The organism is Tropicimonas omnivorans (assembly GCF_031846565.1).
In the GTDB taxonomy this organism is placed as follows: Bacteria; Pseudomonadota; Alphaproteobacteria; order Rhodobacterales; family Rhodobacteraceae; genus Tropicimonas_B; species Tropicimonas_B omnivorans.
The window spans coordinates 902,998-917,570 of the sequence record NZ_JAVRHL010000001.1 but is presented as its reverse complement, the minus strand read 5'-3'; the positions used below and the strand labels follow the sequence as shown (position 1 = coordinate 917,570).

Genomic DNA, 14,573 nt, shown 5'->3' with positions numbered 1-14,573 from the left:
ATCTGGACCATGACAGCAGGCCGCCCGGCCCCCCTGGGCGCGACCTTCGACGGGGACGGCGTGAACTTCGCCGTGTTCTCCGAGAACGCCACCCGGATGCAGCTTTGCCTGTTCACCCCGGACGGGCAGACCGAGACCGACCGACTTGACCTGCCCGAGCGGGACGGTGACGTCTGGCACGGCTACGTCTCCGGCATGCGACCTGGCCAGCGCTATGGCCTGCGCGCGCACGGGCCCTACCGCCCGGACGAGGGGCACCGGTTCAACCACCACAAGCTTCTCATCGACCCTTACGCGAAGCGCCTCACGGGTCATCCTGCCTGGAACGACGCGCTGATGGGCTACACCGTCGGCGCCAAGCAGCAGGACCTGTCCTTCGATACGCGCGACAGCGCGCCCTACATGCCCAAATCGGTGGTCGAGGATCCCGCCTTCACCTGGGGCGGAGACACGCGGCCCGAAGTGCTGACCGAGGAAGCGGTGATCTACGAGGCCCATGTGAAGGGCCTGACGCGCCTTCACCCGAAGGCCGAGCCGCCGGGCACGTTCCTTGCCATGGCGTCCGACCCGATGCTGGAGCACTACACGAAGCTCGGCGTCACCTCGATCGAGCTTCTGCCCATCCAGGCCTTCGTCAATGACGGCTTCCTCGAGGAGAAGGGCCTGACGAACTACTGGGGCTACCAGACGCTCGGCTACTTCGCGCCCGATCCGCGCTACCTCTCCGAGGGCAAGATCAACGAGTTCCAACAGATGGTGGCGCGGCTTCATTCGGCTGGCCTCGAGGTCATCCTCGACGTGGTCTACAACCACACCTGCGAGGGCAACGAGATGGGCCCGACGCTGGCCTTCAGAGGCCTCGACAACGCCGCCTATTACCGCCTCGCCGACGATCGCCGCTATTACATCAACGACACGGGCACCGGGAACACGCTCAACGTGGACAACCCGATGGTGCTGCGCATGGTGATGGATTCCCTGCGCTACTGGGTTCAGGAGATGCACGTGGACGGCTTCCGGTTCGACCTGTGCTCGACGCTCGGGCGCACCGATACCGGCTTCGATCGCGGCGCCGCCTTCTTCGACGCGATCCGCCAGGATCCCGTCCTGACGCAGGTGAAGCTGATCGCCGAGCCGTGGGACATCGGCCCCGGCGGCTACCAGCTCGGAGCCTTTCCGCCGCCCTTCCTCGAATGGAACGACAAGTACCGCGACGGGGTGCGCCGGTTCTGGCGCCGGGATCCGGGCCGCGCGCCCGATCTTGCCGAGCGCCTGACCGGCAGCGCGACGCAGTTCGACCATTCGGGCCGTCCGGCGACGGCGTCCGTGAACTTCCTGACCGCGCATGACGGTTTCGTCCTGCACGACATCGTCAGCTACAACGAGAAGCACAACGAAGCGAATGGCGAGGACAACCGCGACGGCCATTCGAACAACTACTCGGACAACATGGGCGTCGAGGGGGAGACCTCCGACAAGCGCGTCAACGAGGATCGCGCCCGCCGCAAGCGCGCGCTGATGACCACGCTCTTCCTCAGCCAGGGGACGCCGATGATCCTCGCCGGTGACGAGATCGGCAATTCCCAGATGGGCAACAACAACGCCTACGCCCAGGACAGCGAGATCTCCTGGATCGACTGGTCCCGCGCCGACGAGGACTTCCTGCGCTTCGTGCAGCGCATCATCGCCTTCCGCAAGGATCAGCCGATCCTGCGTCAGAAACGCTTCCTCCACAGCCGGGAGCGGATGATCGACGGCATGGAGGACCTGTTCTGGCGCCGGCCGGACGGCAAGCCGATGGAGCCTTCCGACTGGAACGATCCCGGTCTGCAGACCCTCTGCGTCGAGATGCGGACGGCGTCGGGCACCCCGCCCTACGGCGCCACGGCCACCGCCATCTTCGCGGTGTTCAACGCCGGCGACGCGATCGAGGTGGCAATTCCCGATCCGGGCACCGGCACATGGTCGAAGCACATCGATTCCGCCGACCCCGAGGGGGAGATCGCTCCGGTCGAGAACGGCAGTATCGAGGTCGGGCGTGAAAGCGTCTCCGTCTTCGTTCTGGAAGGGGAAGAATGACCGGCCCGCTTCACGACCTCATGGCAGAGGTGGGGATCCTCGCGGAGTACACGGACCAGACGGACAAGGTCCGCGTCACGCCGCCTGAGACCACCCGCGCGCTCCTCGCCGCCATGGGCCTCGATGCCAGTACCGATGACGCCGCCTCGGGCACCCTGGATCGCCTGCGCGCCGCGAAGTCGGCCCGCGCGCTGCCCGATTGGCACGTCGTCGAGGCGGGTCATCCGGAAACCGTCGCGCTGTCCCGCTCCGTCTCCGAGGCACGGCTGGAGACCGAGGACGGCGAGACCTCCGATCTGGAACCGGGGGAAACTCTTGCCCTGCCGCCGCTCCCGGTCGGCGTCCACCGCCTGACGCTCGACGCTGAGGAAACAACGCTGCTCTCGGCCCCGAAGAGCCTGCCGCTGCCGCCACGCGGCTGGGGCGTGACGCTGCCGCTCTACGGCCTGCGGCCCCCGGAGGAGGGCGGGCTCGGTACGTATGCGGACCTTGCCGCGGTCATGAGCGGTCTGGCGAAAACGGGCGCGGCCTTCGCCGGGGTCAACCCGATCCATGCGGGGTTCCCCAGCGATCCCGGCTCCTTCAGCCCCTACGCCCCCTCCCACCGGCGCCGCTTCAACGTCGCCCATATTCGCCCGGCATCGGAGCCTGACGCCGTCCCGAGCGATCTGGTCGATTACCGCTCTGACATTCCGGCCCGGCTGTCTGCCCTGCGCGCCGAATTCGACGAGGGCGGGAGCGACGCCGCGCGCAAGGCGCTCGCGGACAGAGGCGACGCGCTCCGCCGCTTTGCCGTGCACCAGGCGCTCTCCGAGAAGCTGGGCGCATTCTGGAGCGATTGGCCGGAGGAGTACCAGGACTGCACATCGGACGCCGTGTCCCGCTTCGCGGAGATGCACGAATCCGATGTGCTCTTTCACGTCTGGCTCCAGCTGCGGGCGGAAGAGCAGCTCTCGGAGGTCGGGCGAACGGCCGGAGGGATGCGCTACGGTCTCTATCTCGATCTTGCCGTCGGCACCCATCCCCACGGCGCCGAGACCTGGGGGGACCGGGAGCATTTCGCGCAAGGCGTTTCGCTCGGGGCGCCGCCCGATGCGTTCAGCTCGGACGGTCAGACCTGGGGCCTCGCCCCGTTCGATCCGCTGGCCCTGGCGCGGGACGGGTTCCGCCCGCTGGCGGAGACGCTGCGCACCCAGCTTCGCTTCGCCCGTCTCTTGAGGATCGATCACATCCTCGGCTTCGAACGCGCGTTCTGGGTGCCGCAGGGGGACGCCGCCGGAGCCCCCGGCGCCTACGTGAAGATGCCCCGCGAGGCGATGCTGGCGGTGGTGCGGATCGAGGCGGCCCGCGTGGGCGCGGCGGTGATCGGGGAAGACCTGGGCAACGTCCCGGACGGGCTTCAGGATGCGCTCGTCGCAAGCGGCGTCCTGGGGTGCCGAGTGGTGATGTTCGAACAGACAGGGAGCGACGAGGCTCCTGCATTCCGCGCTCCGGGAGATTACACCGAAGCCGCCCTTGCCTCCTTTTCCACCCACGATCTGCCGACCTGGGCGGGCTGGCGCGAGGGTCGGGAGATCGACGCGCGCCTCGAACGGGATCTGATCGAACAGGAGACCGCCGAGCGCATCCACGCAGAGCGGACGCGGGAGGTAGCGGCCTTCGACCGTGTTGCCGGCCCCCCCGATGGCGGGGCGGACGGGATGCACGCATTTCTAGGCGATACGGCCGCGCGGCTTGTCGCCGTCCAGATCGAGGATATCCTCGGTATCGAAAACCAGCCGAACCTGCCGGGCACGGTGGACGCCTATCCCAACTGGCGCCGCCGCCTGCCGGTCGGCCCCGGCGCTCTTGCGGGCGATCCCCGCGTCGCGGGCGCATCACGTATCATGGCCCGCGCAGGCCGCGAGGAGAACGAATGAGCGAGATCATCACGGTCGAGACGACACCGATCGAGGGTCAGAAACCCGGCACGTCCGGGCTGCGCAAGAAGACCCGCACCTTCATGGAACCTCACTACGTCGAGAATTTCGTCCAGGCGATCTTCGACGGGATCGGCGGCGCCGAGGGCAAGACCCTCGTCCTCGGCGGGGACGGTCGCTACTTCAACGACCGCGCGATCCAGGTGATCCTGCGCATGGCCGCGGCGCAGGGCGCGGCGCGCGTCATCGTCGGACAGGGCGGCATCCTCTCGACGCCCGCCGCCTCGAACCTCATCCGCAGCCGGGGCACCGATGGCGGGATCATCCTTTCCGCGTCGCACAATCCGGGCGGCGAGGACGAGGATTTCGGCATCAAGTACAACACCGGGAACGGTGGCCCCGCTCCCGAAGAGGTGACGAACCGCATCTTCGAGGCGAGCCGCGCCGTCACCGCCTACCGTATCGCCGAAAGTCAGGATATCGACCTCGCCGCGATCGGCACCCACCGCCTGATCGAAACCGAGATCGAGGTCGTGGATCCGGTCGAGGACTACGCCGCCCTGATGGAGCGCCTCTTCGATTTCGACAGGATCCGGGAGTTCCTGGCCTCCGGCTTCACGCTGCGCTTCGACGCGATGCATGCCGTGACGGGCCCCTATGCCAAGGAGATCCTGGAGGCCCGCCTCGGCGCGCCGGAAGGCTCCGTCCTCAACGCGCAGCCCCTGCCCGACTTCGGCGGCGGCCACCCGGATCCCAACCCGATCTGGGCCAAGCCGCTCCTCGATCTGATGATGTCGCAGGACGCTCCGGATTTCGGAGCGGCGTCCGACGGCGACGGCGACCGCAACATGATCCTCGGCCGCGGCATCTACGTCACGCCCTCGGACAGTCTCGCCGTCCTCGTCGCGAACGCGCATCTCGCGCCGGCCTATACCGGGGGGCTGAAGGGCGCCGCGCGGTCCATGCCGACCTCCCGTGCGGTGGACAGGGTGGCCGGGAAGCTTGGCATCGACTGTTACGAGACGCCGACCGGATGGAAGTTCTTCGGCAACCTTCTGGATGCCGGACGCGTCACGATCTGCGGTGAGGAGAGCGCCGGGACGGGATCGGACCATGTGCGGGAGAAGGACGGTCTCTGGGCCGTGCTCCTGTGGCTCAACATCCTCGCCGAAACCGGCAAGGGCGTGAAGGAGCTGCTGGCCGATCACTGGCGCAGCTTCGGTCGGAACTACTATTCACGCCACGACTACGAAGGCGTGGACGCGGAAGCCGCAAACGGCCTGATGGACGACCTGCGCGGGCGTCTGGCCGACTTGCCGGGCACCATGATCGCGAACCGCAAGGTGACCGCGGCGGACGAGTTTGCCTATGACGATCCTGTCGACGCCTCACGGGCCGAGCGGCAGGGCATCCGTATCGAATTCGAGGGGGGAGGCCGCATCGTCTACCGGCTGTCGGGAACCGGCACGTCGGGCGCGACGCTGCGCGTCTATCTGGAGGACGTGGAGGAGAAGCCGGAGGCGATGGACCGCGATGCGCAGGAGGCGCTCGCTGACATCATCGCAGCCGCAGACCAGCTTGCCGGGATCGCGGAGCGCACCGGCCGCGCTGGCCCCGACGTGAAGACCTGAAAGGAACCCCATGTCCCTCAAAGATCGCGCCGAAGCCCGGCCCGACATCGCCGCGGGCCTGGCCGAAGACTGCCACCGCATCCTCAACGAAGCGGAAACCTCCTTCGACGCCGAGATGGAGCTGGCCCGGCGCCTTGGCGCCCATGTCGCGGAAGGACACGTCACCTTCGGCTTCTGGACGCCTGAACTCCTGGATCACCGCGTGCCGGACGGGGACGTGTTCCTCGAGCTTCTCGCACCCGAAGAGGACGTGGACCTCACCCGCGCCAGCCAGACCCTGCGCTTCGAGCGGGTCTACCTGCCCGTGGCGCGCTACGAGGATCGCGTCTTCGCCGCCGTGTCCGGACTGAGGATCGGCACGCGGGAGGATGTGGGCGACTTCTACGCTCTCGTCTGGCGCGACCCGGAGGGAGCCTGGCACCGCATCCTCGACCCCCTCGCGGCCTCCCTGCCCTACGGCGCGTTCGCGCCGGCGGAGCTCTACGACGTGGCTTCCATGCATCGGGGGCGCGCGGACGAGGAGTATTTCCGCTCCCTCGCGACGGAGGACGGCAGCGCCTACAAGTTCGGCCCGCCGACGAATATCCTGCAGATCCACGTCCCCACCGCCACCGCCGGCGGCACCATCGCCTCGCTCAACCGCCGCTACCAGCGCCTCGCGGAGCGCCTCGCCAACGACATGGCGCTCGAGCCCGCGGACCAGCTCTTCCTCGGCTATGACGCGGTGCAGCTACTCCCGGTGGAGCCGACGACGGTCTACGAGGACGGGCATGCCTTCTGGGAGGAGACGGACCACGAAGACGGGCAGGTGACGGTGAACCTCACCCGGCCCGACACCACGAACTGGGGCTACGACGTCGTGATCGGCGGCATGGCCACGGTGAACCCGGTGCTCCTGGAAAGCGGGCGGCCGGACGAGCTGGTCGACCTCGCGGCGACGCTCCATACCTTTCCCGCGCGTCCCGGCACCACCCAGCCCCCGAAGCGTCTGATCCTCGACGTGGTGTTCGGACATTCCGACAACCAGGGCCTCGGCGCGCTCAACGCGCACTTCTTCGCCGGGCCGAACATGTACGGCCAGAACATGGCCTACAAGAACCCCACCGTCCGCGCGATCCTCCTGGAATTGCAGCGCCGGAAGGTCGATTTCGGGGCGGATGGCGTCCGTGTCGACGGCGCGCAGGACTTCAAGTGGTGGGACCCGACCAGCCAGGAGCTCAAGCACGACGACGAGTATCTCCAGCAGATGGCGGACGTCGAACAATGCGTCGCCGGCACCACCTACAGACCGTGGTTCATCTTCGAGGATGGCCGCCCGTGGCCGCAGGAGGACTGGGAGCTGTCCTCCACCTACCGCGCGGTGGTGGAGAGCCAGAAGGACGACGACATCTTCCAGTGGGGGCCGCTCACCTTCGCCCACAACACGCCGTTCATCTACACGTTCTGGCTGTCGAAGTTCTGGCGCATCCAGGAAATGCTGACCCATGGCGCCAACTGGATCTCCGGGACGGCCAACCATGACACGCTTCGGCGTGGCACCCAGGTGAACCCGAAGCTCAACATCAACACCCGCCTCGGCGACACGAAGATGGAGATCCTCGACAAGGCCTATGACAATCCGGCCGTGGCGATGCTGACCTGTGCCGCGCTGCCGGGCGTTCCGATGGACTTCCTGAACGCCCGAGCCCGCGCGTCCTGGGGCTTCATCCGCAACCAGGACGACCTCTACGGCGTGAAGGTCGTGGCCGAGGAGGCGATCAGCCTGAAGTGGCAGGTGGACGAGTACAGTTATTCCGTCCCCGCCAACTTCCGGCGCCTGAAGGAGATGGGCTTCGCCACCCGCGAGGATCTCGCGCGGTTCTTCGAGTTCCTGCCGGCCCTGGTGGAGGTCACCGAGTACGACCTCGACGAGATCGCGCGGCTTCTGAACGTGGCCGAACCGAAGCTTGCCGGGCCCGAGCATTTCAGCGACGCGACGCTGAAGGCGGTGGCGCGCGCGTGGATGGACGACATGCACGAATACTGCAACGTCTCCCATTCCCTGCCGCGGCTCGACTCCGTTCAGACCGATTTCATGCTGGCCGTGCGGAACTTCCGCCGCAAACGGCCGTGGCTTCGGGACAATTTCAAGGACGGCGACCATTTCGACTACATCCGTCCGATCGACGGACGGACGGTCTTCACCTCCCTCCGCAACGGGCCGGACGGCGAGCAGGTCTATACCGTGACCCACATGGAGGGCGGCCCGACGGACGATTTCGATCCGGTGCGTCTCGGCATTCCGGGGCTGGACGGGTTCGGCTGGGAACTGGCGCTCAGAACGCCCGGCATCGGTCTGGACTATGTCGGCGGGCCGATCGTCCTGCGGGACAGCATGGGTCTCGTGTTCACCCGCATGCCGCGCTGATCGGGGGCGGCGGGCCGGCCGGCCCGCCGCTTCAAGCGCGCGAATGGCGGGGCAGCTTCCTGCCCCGCTCCGCCTCAGACCGTTCCGGGCTCTGCAAGCGTCCGGCGAAGTTCCTCGCGGCGGGTGCGGGCGCTCGAGATGATGCCCGGTTCGCGGACCGATTCAGGTGTCCTCAGCCAGACATCCGTCCAGCGCCTCTGCGCCAGATCGACGGAAGACAGGGCGGAGATCGGGACGGCGAGGAGCAGGCTCGCCGCGATCGGCAGGAGCCAGAGCGAGACCAGCCCCGTCGCCATGCCGGAGACGAGGAGAATCCCGGTCACCGTCTCGAGCGCGTGGAAGCGCAGCAGGACCGCCAGCCCGTAATTGCCGCCGGAGCGGGCCTGCGGCGACCAGGTGGCCGAAACGCCGGCGATGGTGCGCAGGACGGCGATCATCTGCTGCACCATCAGGATCGGGGCGAAGGCCACGGAGGCCGCGACCTCGAGACAGATCGAGAGCCAGAAGAAGCGGCGGCGTCCGAAATGCGCGGGCCTGATGCCGGTCAGCGGCAGCGAAAGCGCCCCAAGCGCCTTGGGGGCCAGCAGCATCGAGTACATGAAGACGAGGACGAGCACGTTGTCGAGCGGAGAGAGCTCCGGCCAGAGCGGGCGCATCGGGTTTTCCGGCGAGAAGTACTGCACGAGGCTGGTCTGCCCGGTGCCGAGCAGGGCCCAGATGCACAGAAGCACGAACCAGGCGGGTGACATCAGGTAGGCCATCGCGCCCGAGAAGAGATGGAACCGCGAGACACCGGCAAGGCGGGACGTCGCGAGAACGAGGATATGCTGCAGGTTGCCGTGGCACCAGCGCCGGTCCCTGAGGCAGAAATCGATGAGGGAGGCGGGGCTTTCCTCGTAGCTGCCATCGATCCTGGGCAGGAAGCGGATGGACCAGCCGGCGCGCCGCAGAAGGCCCGCCTCGACGAAATCGTGGCTCATGATGAGCCCGCCCTCGCCGCGCAGGGCCGGCATGCGCGGCAGGCCCGCGCAGGAGGCGAACGCCGCGGTGCGGATGATCGCGTTGTGGCCCCAGTAGTTCCCGTCCGTATCGGTCCACGTCGCCAGCCCCTCGGCGAGAAGGGCGCCGTAGACGACGGAGGAGAACTGCTGCACCCGCGCGAAGAAGGTCCGTGCGCCGATCAGGCGGGGGAAGGACTGGATGAGACCGGCGGAGGGGTCCGCCGCCATCTCGCATGCGAGACTGGTGAGGGCCTTGCCGCTCATGAGGCTGTCGGCATCCAGCACCACCATGGCCTCATGGCCGCCGCCCCAGCGGGCGACCCAGTCGGCGATGTTGCCGCTCTTGCGGTCGGTATTCTCCGGGCGGCGGCGATAGTAGAAGCGGCGCCCCTCCGGCAGCGCTTCGGCCAGAAGCTCGGCGGCCCGCCATTCCTGGGCGGCGATGACGGGATCGCGCGTATCGGACAGGACGAAGAGGGAGAAGGTGTGCGGCGTCTCCGAGCGGCCGAGCTCGTCCAGCATGGCCGCGGCATTGCCCATCACGTCCCAGGGGACCTCGTTGTAGATCGGCACGAGGAGCGCAACGTCGATCCCGCGAGGGGCCGGATCCGCCGCGCGCGTGCGCAGCGGCGGTGCGGTCAGAAGGTGCAGGAAGCCGACGGTGGCCGTGGCCAGCGACATGGCAATCCAGAAGAACGTGGCGCAGACAAGGGCGACGAGGGCCGCCTCGGCGACGCCGAGCCCGTCCTCCGCCAGCCAGCGGCCGAAGAATGTGCAGAGAAGCCCCGTGGTCAGAAGCGCCGGCAGGAACGTCATCGCCCGCCAGGCGCGGGCACGCTGCCGGATCGGCGCGGCGCAGCGGCCTTCGTCGGGAACATGGCGCAGCGATTGACGCGGGTGCGGCAGGGGCTGCTCGGGCGGAACCATCTCCGAGCCGGCGGGGCCGGCAACGGCGGTGAGAAGGCGGGTCAGCTCGTCCATCTGTACAGCCACACTTCTGAAAGGCGCGTGTCTCCCCGGACGAATTGCGCGCGAAGTTCGGAGGCGGTCTCCTCGCCGGGATCGAAGGAGAATGTCAGGCGGGGGCCGCCGGTATCGGGATTGGTCTCGAGGCGCGGCGTGCCGAGCGTGCCGCGTGAGGCGTTCATGTAGATATCCTCGGCAGAGACGTCCTCGATCGCGTCCGTTCCCGCAAAGTCGAGCACGATGACGAGCTTGCCGGAGAAGTCCCGTCCGATCCGGGTATCGACGATCCGCGCCGGCGCATCGGGCTCGGGCGCCGCTTCGGGCCCCCATGTGATGCGGTAGGCGTAAGGCACTTCGCTGCCGCTCTCGAGCGGCTCCCGCGGGGTCCAGTAGGTGACGATGTTGTCGTAGATTTCACGATCGGCGGGGATCTCCACCAGCGTGACGGACCCCGGCCCCCAATCGCCCTTCGGCTCGATGAAGGCCGAGCTGCGCTTGTGGTAGAGCGCCTCGAGGTCGGAATAGGCGGAGAAATCGCGCGTCCGCTGCATCAGGCCGAAGCCCCGCATCCCGTCGTCGAGGAACTGGGAGATCTGGAGCGTCCTGGGGTTGGCCAGGGGCCGCCAGAGCGTCTCGCCCCGGCCGTTATGGATGCACAGGCCTTCGCTGTCATGCACCGCCGAGCGGAAATCGTCGAAGCGCCCGCGGTTGGTCTGGTCGAAGAGGAACATCGAGGTAAGCGGTGCGAGGCCGATATTGGCCAGCCGCCGCCGCGGATAGATCACAGCGTCCACGTCCATCACCGTCGTTTCGCCGGCAGAGATGTCGAAGCTGTAGACGCCGGTGACGGAGGGGCTGTCGAGGAGCGCGTGGATGCGGAAGGTGGTCGCGCCAGGATCTGGCGCTTCGAGGTAGAACTCGGTGAAATCCGGGAACTCCTCGCCCTTCGGGCCGGCCGTGTCCACCGTCAGCGCCCGCGCCGACAGACCGTAGACCTCGCCCTGACCGATGGCGCGGAAGTAGCTCGCGCCCTGGAAGACCGCGAATTCCTGGTAGATGCCGGCCTTTTCGAGCTCGGCCCGGAGACGCAGGCCGGAGAAGCCCATGCTCTCGCTCACCGGCAGATCGGGGAACCGGTCGGTCGTGTCGAAGAGGTCCATGTCGAACGCGACCATCCGCGCCGCCGCGTCCTCCACCACGAACATCGAAACGCCGCGGGGGAAATAGAGGCCGGGGGCGAAGAAATCGACGCGGAGCGGGCGTCCGGTCTCGTTCCAGAGCGCCGCGGCATCGCGGAACCAGATCGAGCGATACTCATCGTAGCTCAAGTCCTGCCAGGCCTGCGGGACGGGATCGCGCGGCGTGAAGGACCGCCCCGCCATCGCGCGGGCCCGGGTCCGGAGAGCCTCCACCGAAAAGGGCTGAGACAGGGAGAGCAGACGCGCCGCGCTGCGCGGCGGCGTCTCCTCGATGATCTCGGCGGACGCGCCGCGGGCCGCGAGGCCGGCCGCGATCACGCCAAGAGCCGTGCGACGGGAAATCATGACGATGTCCTTTTGCGCCAGGGTTCCGACATGAGCCATCCGGTGCCGTAGGCCACTCCCACCATGAGGGCGCAGCCGGCAATGGTGACGGCGAGGACGAGGAGCGATGTACGGCCGGTCACATCGAGCACCAGCCCGGCGATCCGGGACAGCGCCATGGAAAAGACGAAGACCGCGAGGGACCGCTGACCGACGCGGACGATCGCGGCGCGCAGCCCGCCCCAGAGCTGCCCCGCCATGCCGGCGGGCGTGGCCCGGAGCGCCCGCCCCTCGGGGCCGGACAGGGCATAGGCGGCATAGGCCAGGACGAGGAAGTAAAGATAGCGGAAGAGGCCGAGATCGGTCTTCTCGAGCAGGGGCCGGGCCGCTTCCCGCAGGCTCAGGATCCACTCGTGATGGATGTAGAAGCGCCAATAGGCGAACGGCATCGCCAGGACGAGCAGGATCAGCGCGGCCGTCACGAGGCCCCATGTCACCGGCGGCGTCCTGATCCATCCCCGCGTGAGTGCAAAGCCGGTGAAGAAGACGAGCTGCCAGCCGAACGGGTTGAAGAACCATTCCCGGTCGGACCAGGGCTCCGCCGGCAGGTGCAGCACCTCGATCGCCGCCAGGACCCAGATCCCGACCGAGAGCGCGATGGCCGCAGCGGGGGAGATCCGGGCCGCCGCCATCATCAGCGGCACCAGTGCCAGCGCCCCCATGTACATGGGCAGGATGTCGAAATAGTTCGGCACGTAGGTCAGCGTCATCAGCGCCGGAAGAACCGCCTCGGGATCCGCGAAGAAGGGCGTGAGGTTCAGCGAGTTCACGTAGTCCTTCTCGAACAGTCCCGCCCCGTCGATCGCGGCCAGCGTCGCGGCAAGCGCGAAGAAGAAGCCGATATGCGCCCAGTAGAGCTGCCAGACGCGCAGGCCGATCCGAGCCGTCCCGACGGCGAAGCCGGACCGGTCGTAGACGCGGCCGAATGCGATGCCGGACGCGGCGCCCGAGCAGAAGACGAAGATCTCCGTCGCGTCCGAGAAGCCGAAGCGCGTCGGCAGCCACGCATTCAGGAAATTGCCGGGCATGTGGGCGATGAAGATCAGGAACATCGCAACGCCCCGGAAGAAATCGAGACGGATGTCGCGCGCAGCCACGGGAATGGTTGCTGCAACCTGGGGGGGCGCGGCTGGCAGTATGTCTGTTGCGGTCATAGCGCCAGTATCAAGATCCTTCAGAACCCGTCGCGGGACACGCCGAACGTGCCGACCTGTGCGCGCAACACCCGCGCCTCGTCCCCGACATATCCGGACATGACCGCCCTTTACGTCGAAGAAAAGACGTCCGCGCCGAAAATGCCGCGATGCCGCAGGTCACTGGCGAAAAGCCGCCGCCGGGAGGTGCAAGTGCCCGCCGACGGGGCATAAATCGCACCTCACTTGTCAGGACGGTGATGCCGGACAGGGGCGGCGAGAAAGCCGCTGCCCTCGCCCCTACCCCGCGCAGGACAGGCGGAATGGAATCGGCAGGCCCCGGCGAAGGCGCCTCGCCTGCCCCTCGGGGTCTGCCCCGGCCCGGGGGAGGCTGCGCCGGTGGCAAGGGCGCTGGTGCGGCGACACATCGTAGGTCCGACCCGCCTGTCCCACTTTCTCGCACGGCCGCCTCCCGTTAAGGTTGGCCCCGGACCAGCGAAAGCGGAAGACATCATGGCGGGTTTCACCATCGCCTTCGTCGCGCAGGACGGACGACTGCAATACGAGGCGCTTCTGCTCGCAGCGTCCCTGCGCGAGATGGATCCCGGTTTCGACGGCCGTCTGGTGGCGCTCGAGCCGCAGCCGGGCGGCGCATGGCCCGGCGATCCGCGCATTTCGTCTCTCAACGTGCGGGAGGCGCTGCAGCGGCTGGATGTCGAGATCACCCCGTTCCGCGCCGAACATTTCGGCGCGGCCTACCCCAATGGCAACAAGATCGAGGGATTGTCCGCCCTTCCGGAGGGCCCGTTTCTCTTTCTCGACAGCGACACCCTCGTCACCGGCGCGCTGAGCGACGTGCCCTTCGACTGGACGCGCCCGTCCGCCTCGATGAGGCGGGAGGGGACATGGCCGGAGCCGCCGCTCTACGGCCCCGGATATACCGGGATCTGGGGCTCGCTCTACGACCGATTCGGTCTCGACTTGGAACCGACGCTGGACCTCTCCCAGCCGGACGAGCACTGGGAGCGCTACCTCTATTTCAACGCGGGCTGGTTCTACGGCGCGGACGCTCCCGCCTTCGGTGCCCGCTTTCTCGACTATTCCCTTTCGATCCGAAACGACCCGCCGGAAGCGCTGGCCTGCCAATCCCTCGATCCGTGGCTCGACCAGATCGCCCTGCCCCTCGTCATCCACTCCCTGAATGGCGGGCGGCCGGGGCCGGAGCTTGCAGGGCTGGACGGGGACGTGACCTGCCATTGGCGCGTGCTGTCGCTGCTCTATGCGCGAGAAAGCGACCGGACCGTCGAGATCCTCGAAACGGTCAGCCAGCCCAACTGGCTCAAGAAGGCGCTGAAGGAGCACGAGCCGTTCCGCCGACTGCTGTTCCAGGGCAAGGGCCACCGCCTGCGCGCCTTGTTCGACCGCGCGGACCTGCCCCGCCCGGAACAGGCCCTGCGCAACCGCATCAAGAAGGAGAAGATGTGGTATCGCTGACGGGCGGTGATCCGGATGCGGCCCCGTTCGGTCACCGGGCAGTACCGGGGGCCTGAGCGCCTCCCCCCTCTTCGGACGCCTCGACCACCCGCCCGCGAGGAGGCGACACAGCCGGCAGACCGGAGACGCGACGGGCGGTGAGCAGCAATTCGCCGTTCATCGCGGTCCGTCGCCCTGCGGCGATTGCGTTCGGGCGCCGCCGGCAGGACAAATCCGGCAACAGATCGGCAGGCCGAGGGCGGCTGAACGCGTCCCCCGATGCCTGCTCCGCACGGTCAGGTGAAGGTCCCTTCGGTTTCCAAGCGCCGGGCCGTGCTGTATCAATGGCTTGCGGCCGCCGCTTGGCATGGCCCCGGAATC

Annotated in this window: 8 protein-coding genes; 5 read left to right on the top strand and 3 right to left on the bottom strand. The window is 67.9% G+C overall.

Annotated elements, in window-relative coordinates; genetic code table 11:
- Nucleotides 1–9: 9 nt before the first annotated feature.
- The 4 genes from glgX to gghA are packed head-to-tail and all read left to right on the top strand — an operon-like array spanning nt 10 to nt 8,036.
- Nucleotides 10–2,079: a glycogen debranching protein GlgX gene (glgX, locus tag RM543_RS04465; protein WP_311689864.1), complete on the top strand. Its 2,070-nt coding sequence runs from the start codon at nt 10–12 to the stop codon at nt 2,077–2,079.
- On the top strand, nt 2,076–3,998 hold the full coding sequence (malQ, locus tag RM543_RS04460; protein WP_311689680.1) for a 4-alpha-glucanotransferase: 1,923 nt from the start codon (nt 2,076–2,078) through the stop codon (nt 3,996–3,998). The genes glgX and malQ overlap by 4 nt, the downstream gene beginning before the upstream one ends.
- A complete protein-coding gene (locus RM543_RS04455; RefSeq protein ID WP_311689679.1) occupies nt 3,995–5,629 on the top strand; it encodes an alpha-D-glucose phosphate-specific phosphoglucomutase in 1,635 nt (544 codons plus the stop codon). The genes malQ and RM543_RS04455 overlap by 4 nt, the downstream gene beginning before the upstream one ends.
- 10 nt (nt 5,630–5,639) lie before the next feature.
- Entirely contained in the window at nt 5,640–8,036 is a 2,397-nt protein-coding gene (gene gghA, locus RM543_RS04450) for a glucosylglycerol hydrolase (RefSeq protein WP_311689678.1), read from the top strand.
- A 74-nt stretch (nt 8,037–8,110) separates the two neighbouring features.
- Here gghA and mdoH read toward each other — a convergent pair whose 3' ends face one another.
- From mdoH to RM543_RS04435, 3 genes are read right to left on the bottom strand one after another with little or no spacing between them, the layout of a single operon-like run.
- The gene (mdoH, locus tag RM543_RS04445; RefSeq protein WP_311689677.1) at nt 8,111–10,018 is read right to left on the bottom strand and encodes a glucans biosynthesis glucosyltransferase MdoH; all 1,908 of its coding nucleotides are present in this window, start codon (nt 10,016–10,018) and stop codon (nt 8,111–8,113) included.
- Nucleotides 10,006–11,547: an OpgD/OpgG family glucan biosynthesis protein gene (locus RM543_RS04440; RefSeq protein WP_311689676.1), complete on the bottom strand. Its 1,542-nt coding sequence runs from the start codon at nt 11,545–11,547 to the stop codon at nt 10,006–10,008. Before RM543_RS04440 ends, mdoH begins: the two co-directional genes overlap by 13 nt.
- Nucleotides 11,544–12,740: an OpgC family protein gene (locus RM543_RS04435; protein WP_311689675.1), complete on the bottom strand. Its 1,197-nt coding sequence runs from the start codon at nt 12,738–12,740 to the stop codon at nt 11,544–11,546. Before RM543_RS04435 ends, RM543_RS04440 begins: the two co-directional genes overlap by 4 nt.
- A gap of 492 nt (nt 12,741–13,232) precedes the next feature.
- On the opposite strand from RM543_RS04435, the gene RM543_RS04430 reads away from it, so the two are divergent.
- The gene (locus RM543_RS04430; RefSeq protein WP_311689674.1) at nt 13,233–14,213 is read left to right on the top strand and encodes a GT-B fold glycosyltransferase domain-containing protein; all 981 of its coding nucleotides are present in this window, start codon (nt 13,233–13,235) and stop codon (nt 14,211–14,213) included.
- The last annotated feature ends 360 nt before the right edge of the window (nt 14,214–14,573 follow it).

Bases quoted from the DNA above. Each gene is read 5' to 3' on its own strand.
- glgX (WP_311689864.1), top strand. From the start codon at position 10: ATGACAGCAGGCCGCCCGGCCCCCCTGGGCGCGACCTTCGACGGGGAC.
- malQ (WP_311689680.1), top strand. From the start codon at position 2,076: ATGACCGGCCCGCTTCACGACCTCATGGCAGAGGTGGGGATCCTCGCG.
- RM543_RS04455 (WP_311689679.1), top strand. From the start codon at position 3,995: ATGAGCGAGATCATCACGGTCGAGACGACACCGATCGAGGGTCAGAAA.
- gghA (WP_311689678.1), top strand. From the start codon at position 5,640: ATGTCCCTCAAAGATCGCGCCGAAGCCCGGCCCGACATCGCCGCGGGC.
- mdoH (WP_311689677.1), bottom strand. From the start codon at position 10,018: ATGGACGAGCTGACCCGCCTTCTCACCGCCGTTGCCGGCCCCGCCGGC.
- RM543_RS04440 (WP_311689676.1), bottom strand. From the start codon at position 11,547: ATGATTTCCCGTCGCACGGCTCTTGGCGTGATCGCGGCCGGCCTCGCG.
- RM543_RS04435 (WP_311689675.1), bottom strand. From the start codon at position 12,740: ATGACCGCAACAGACATACTGCCAGCCGCGCCCCCCCAGGTTGCAGCA.
- RM543_RS04430 (WP_311689674.1), top strand. From the start codon at position 13,233: ATGGCGGGTTTCACCATCGCCTTCGTCGCGCAGGACGGACGACTGCAA.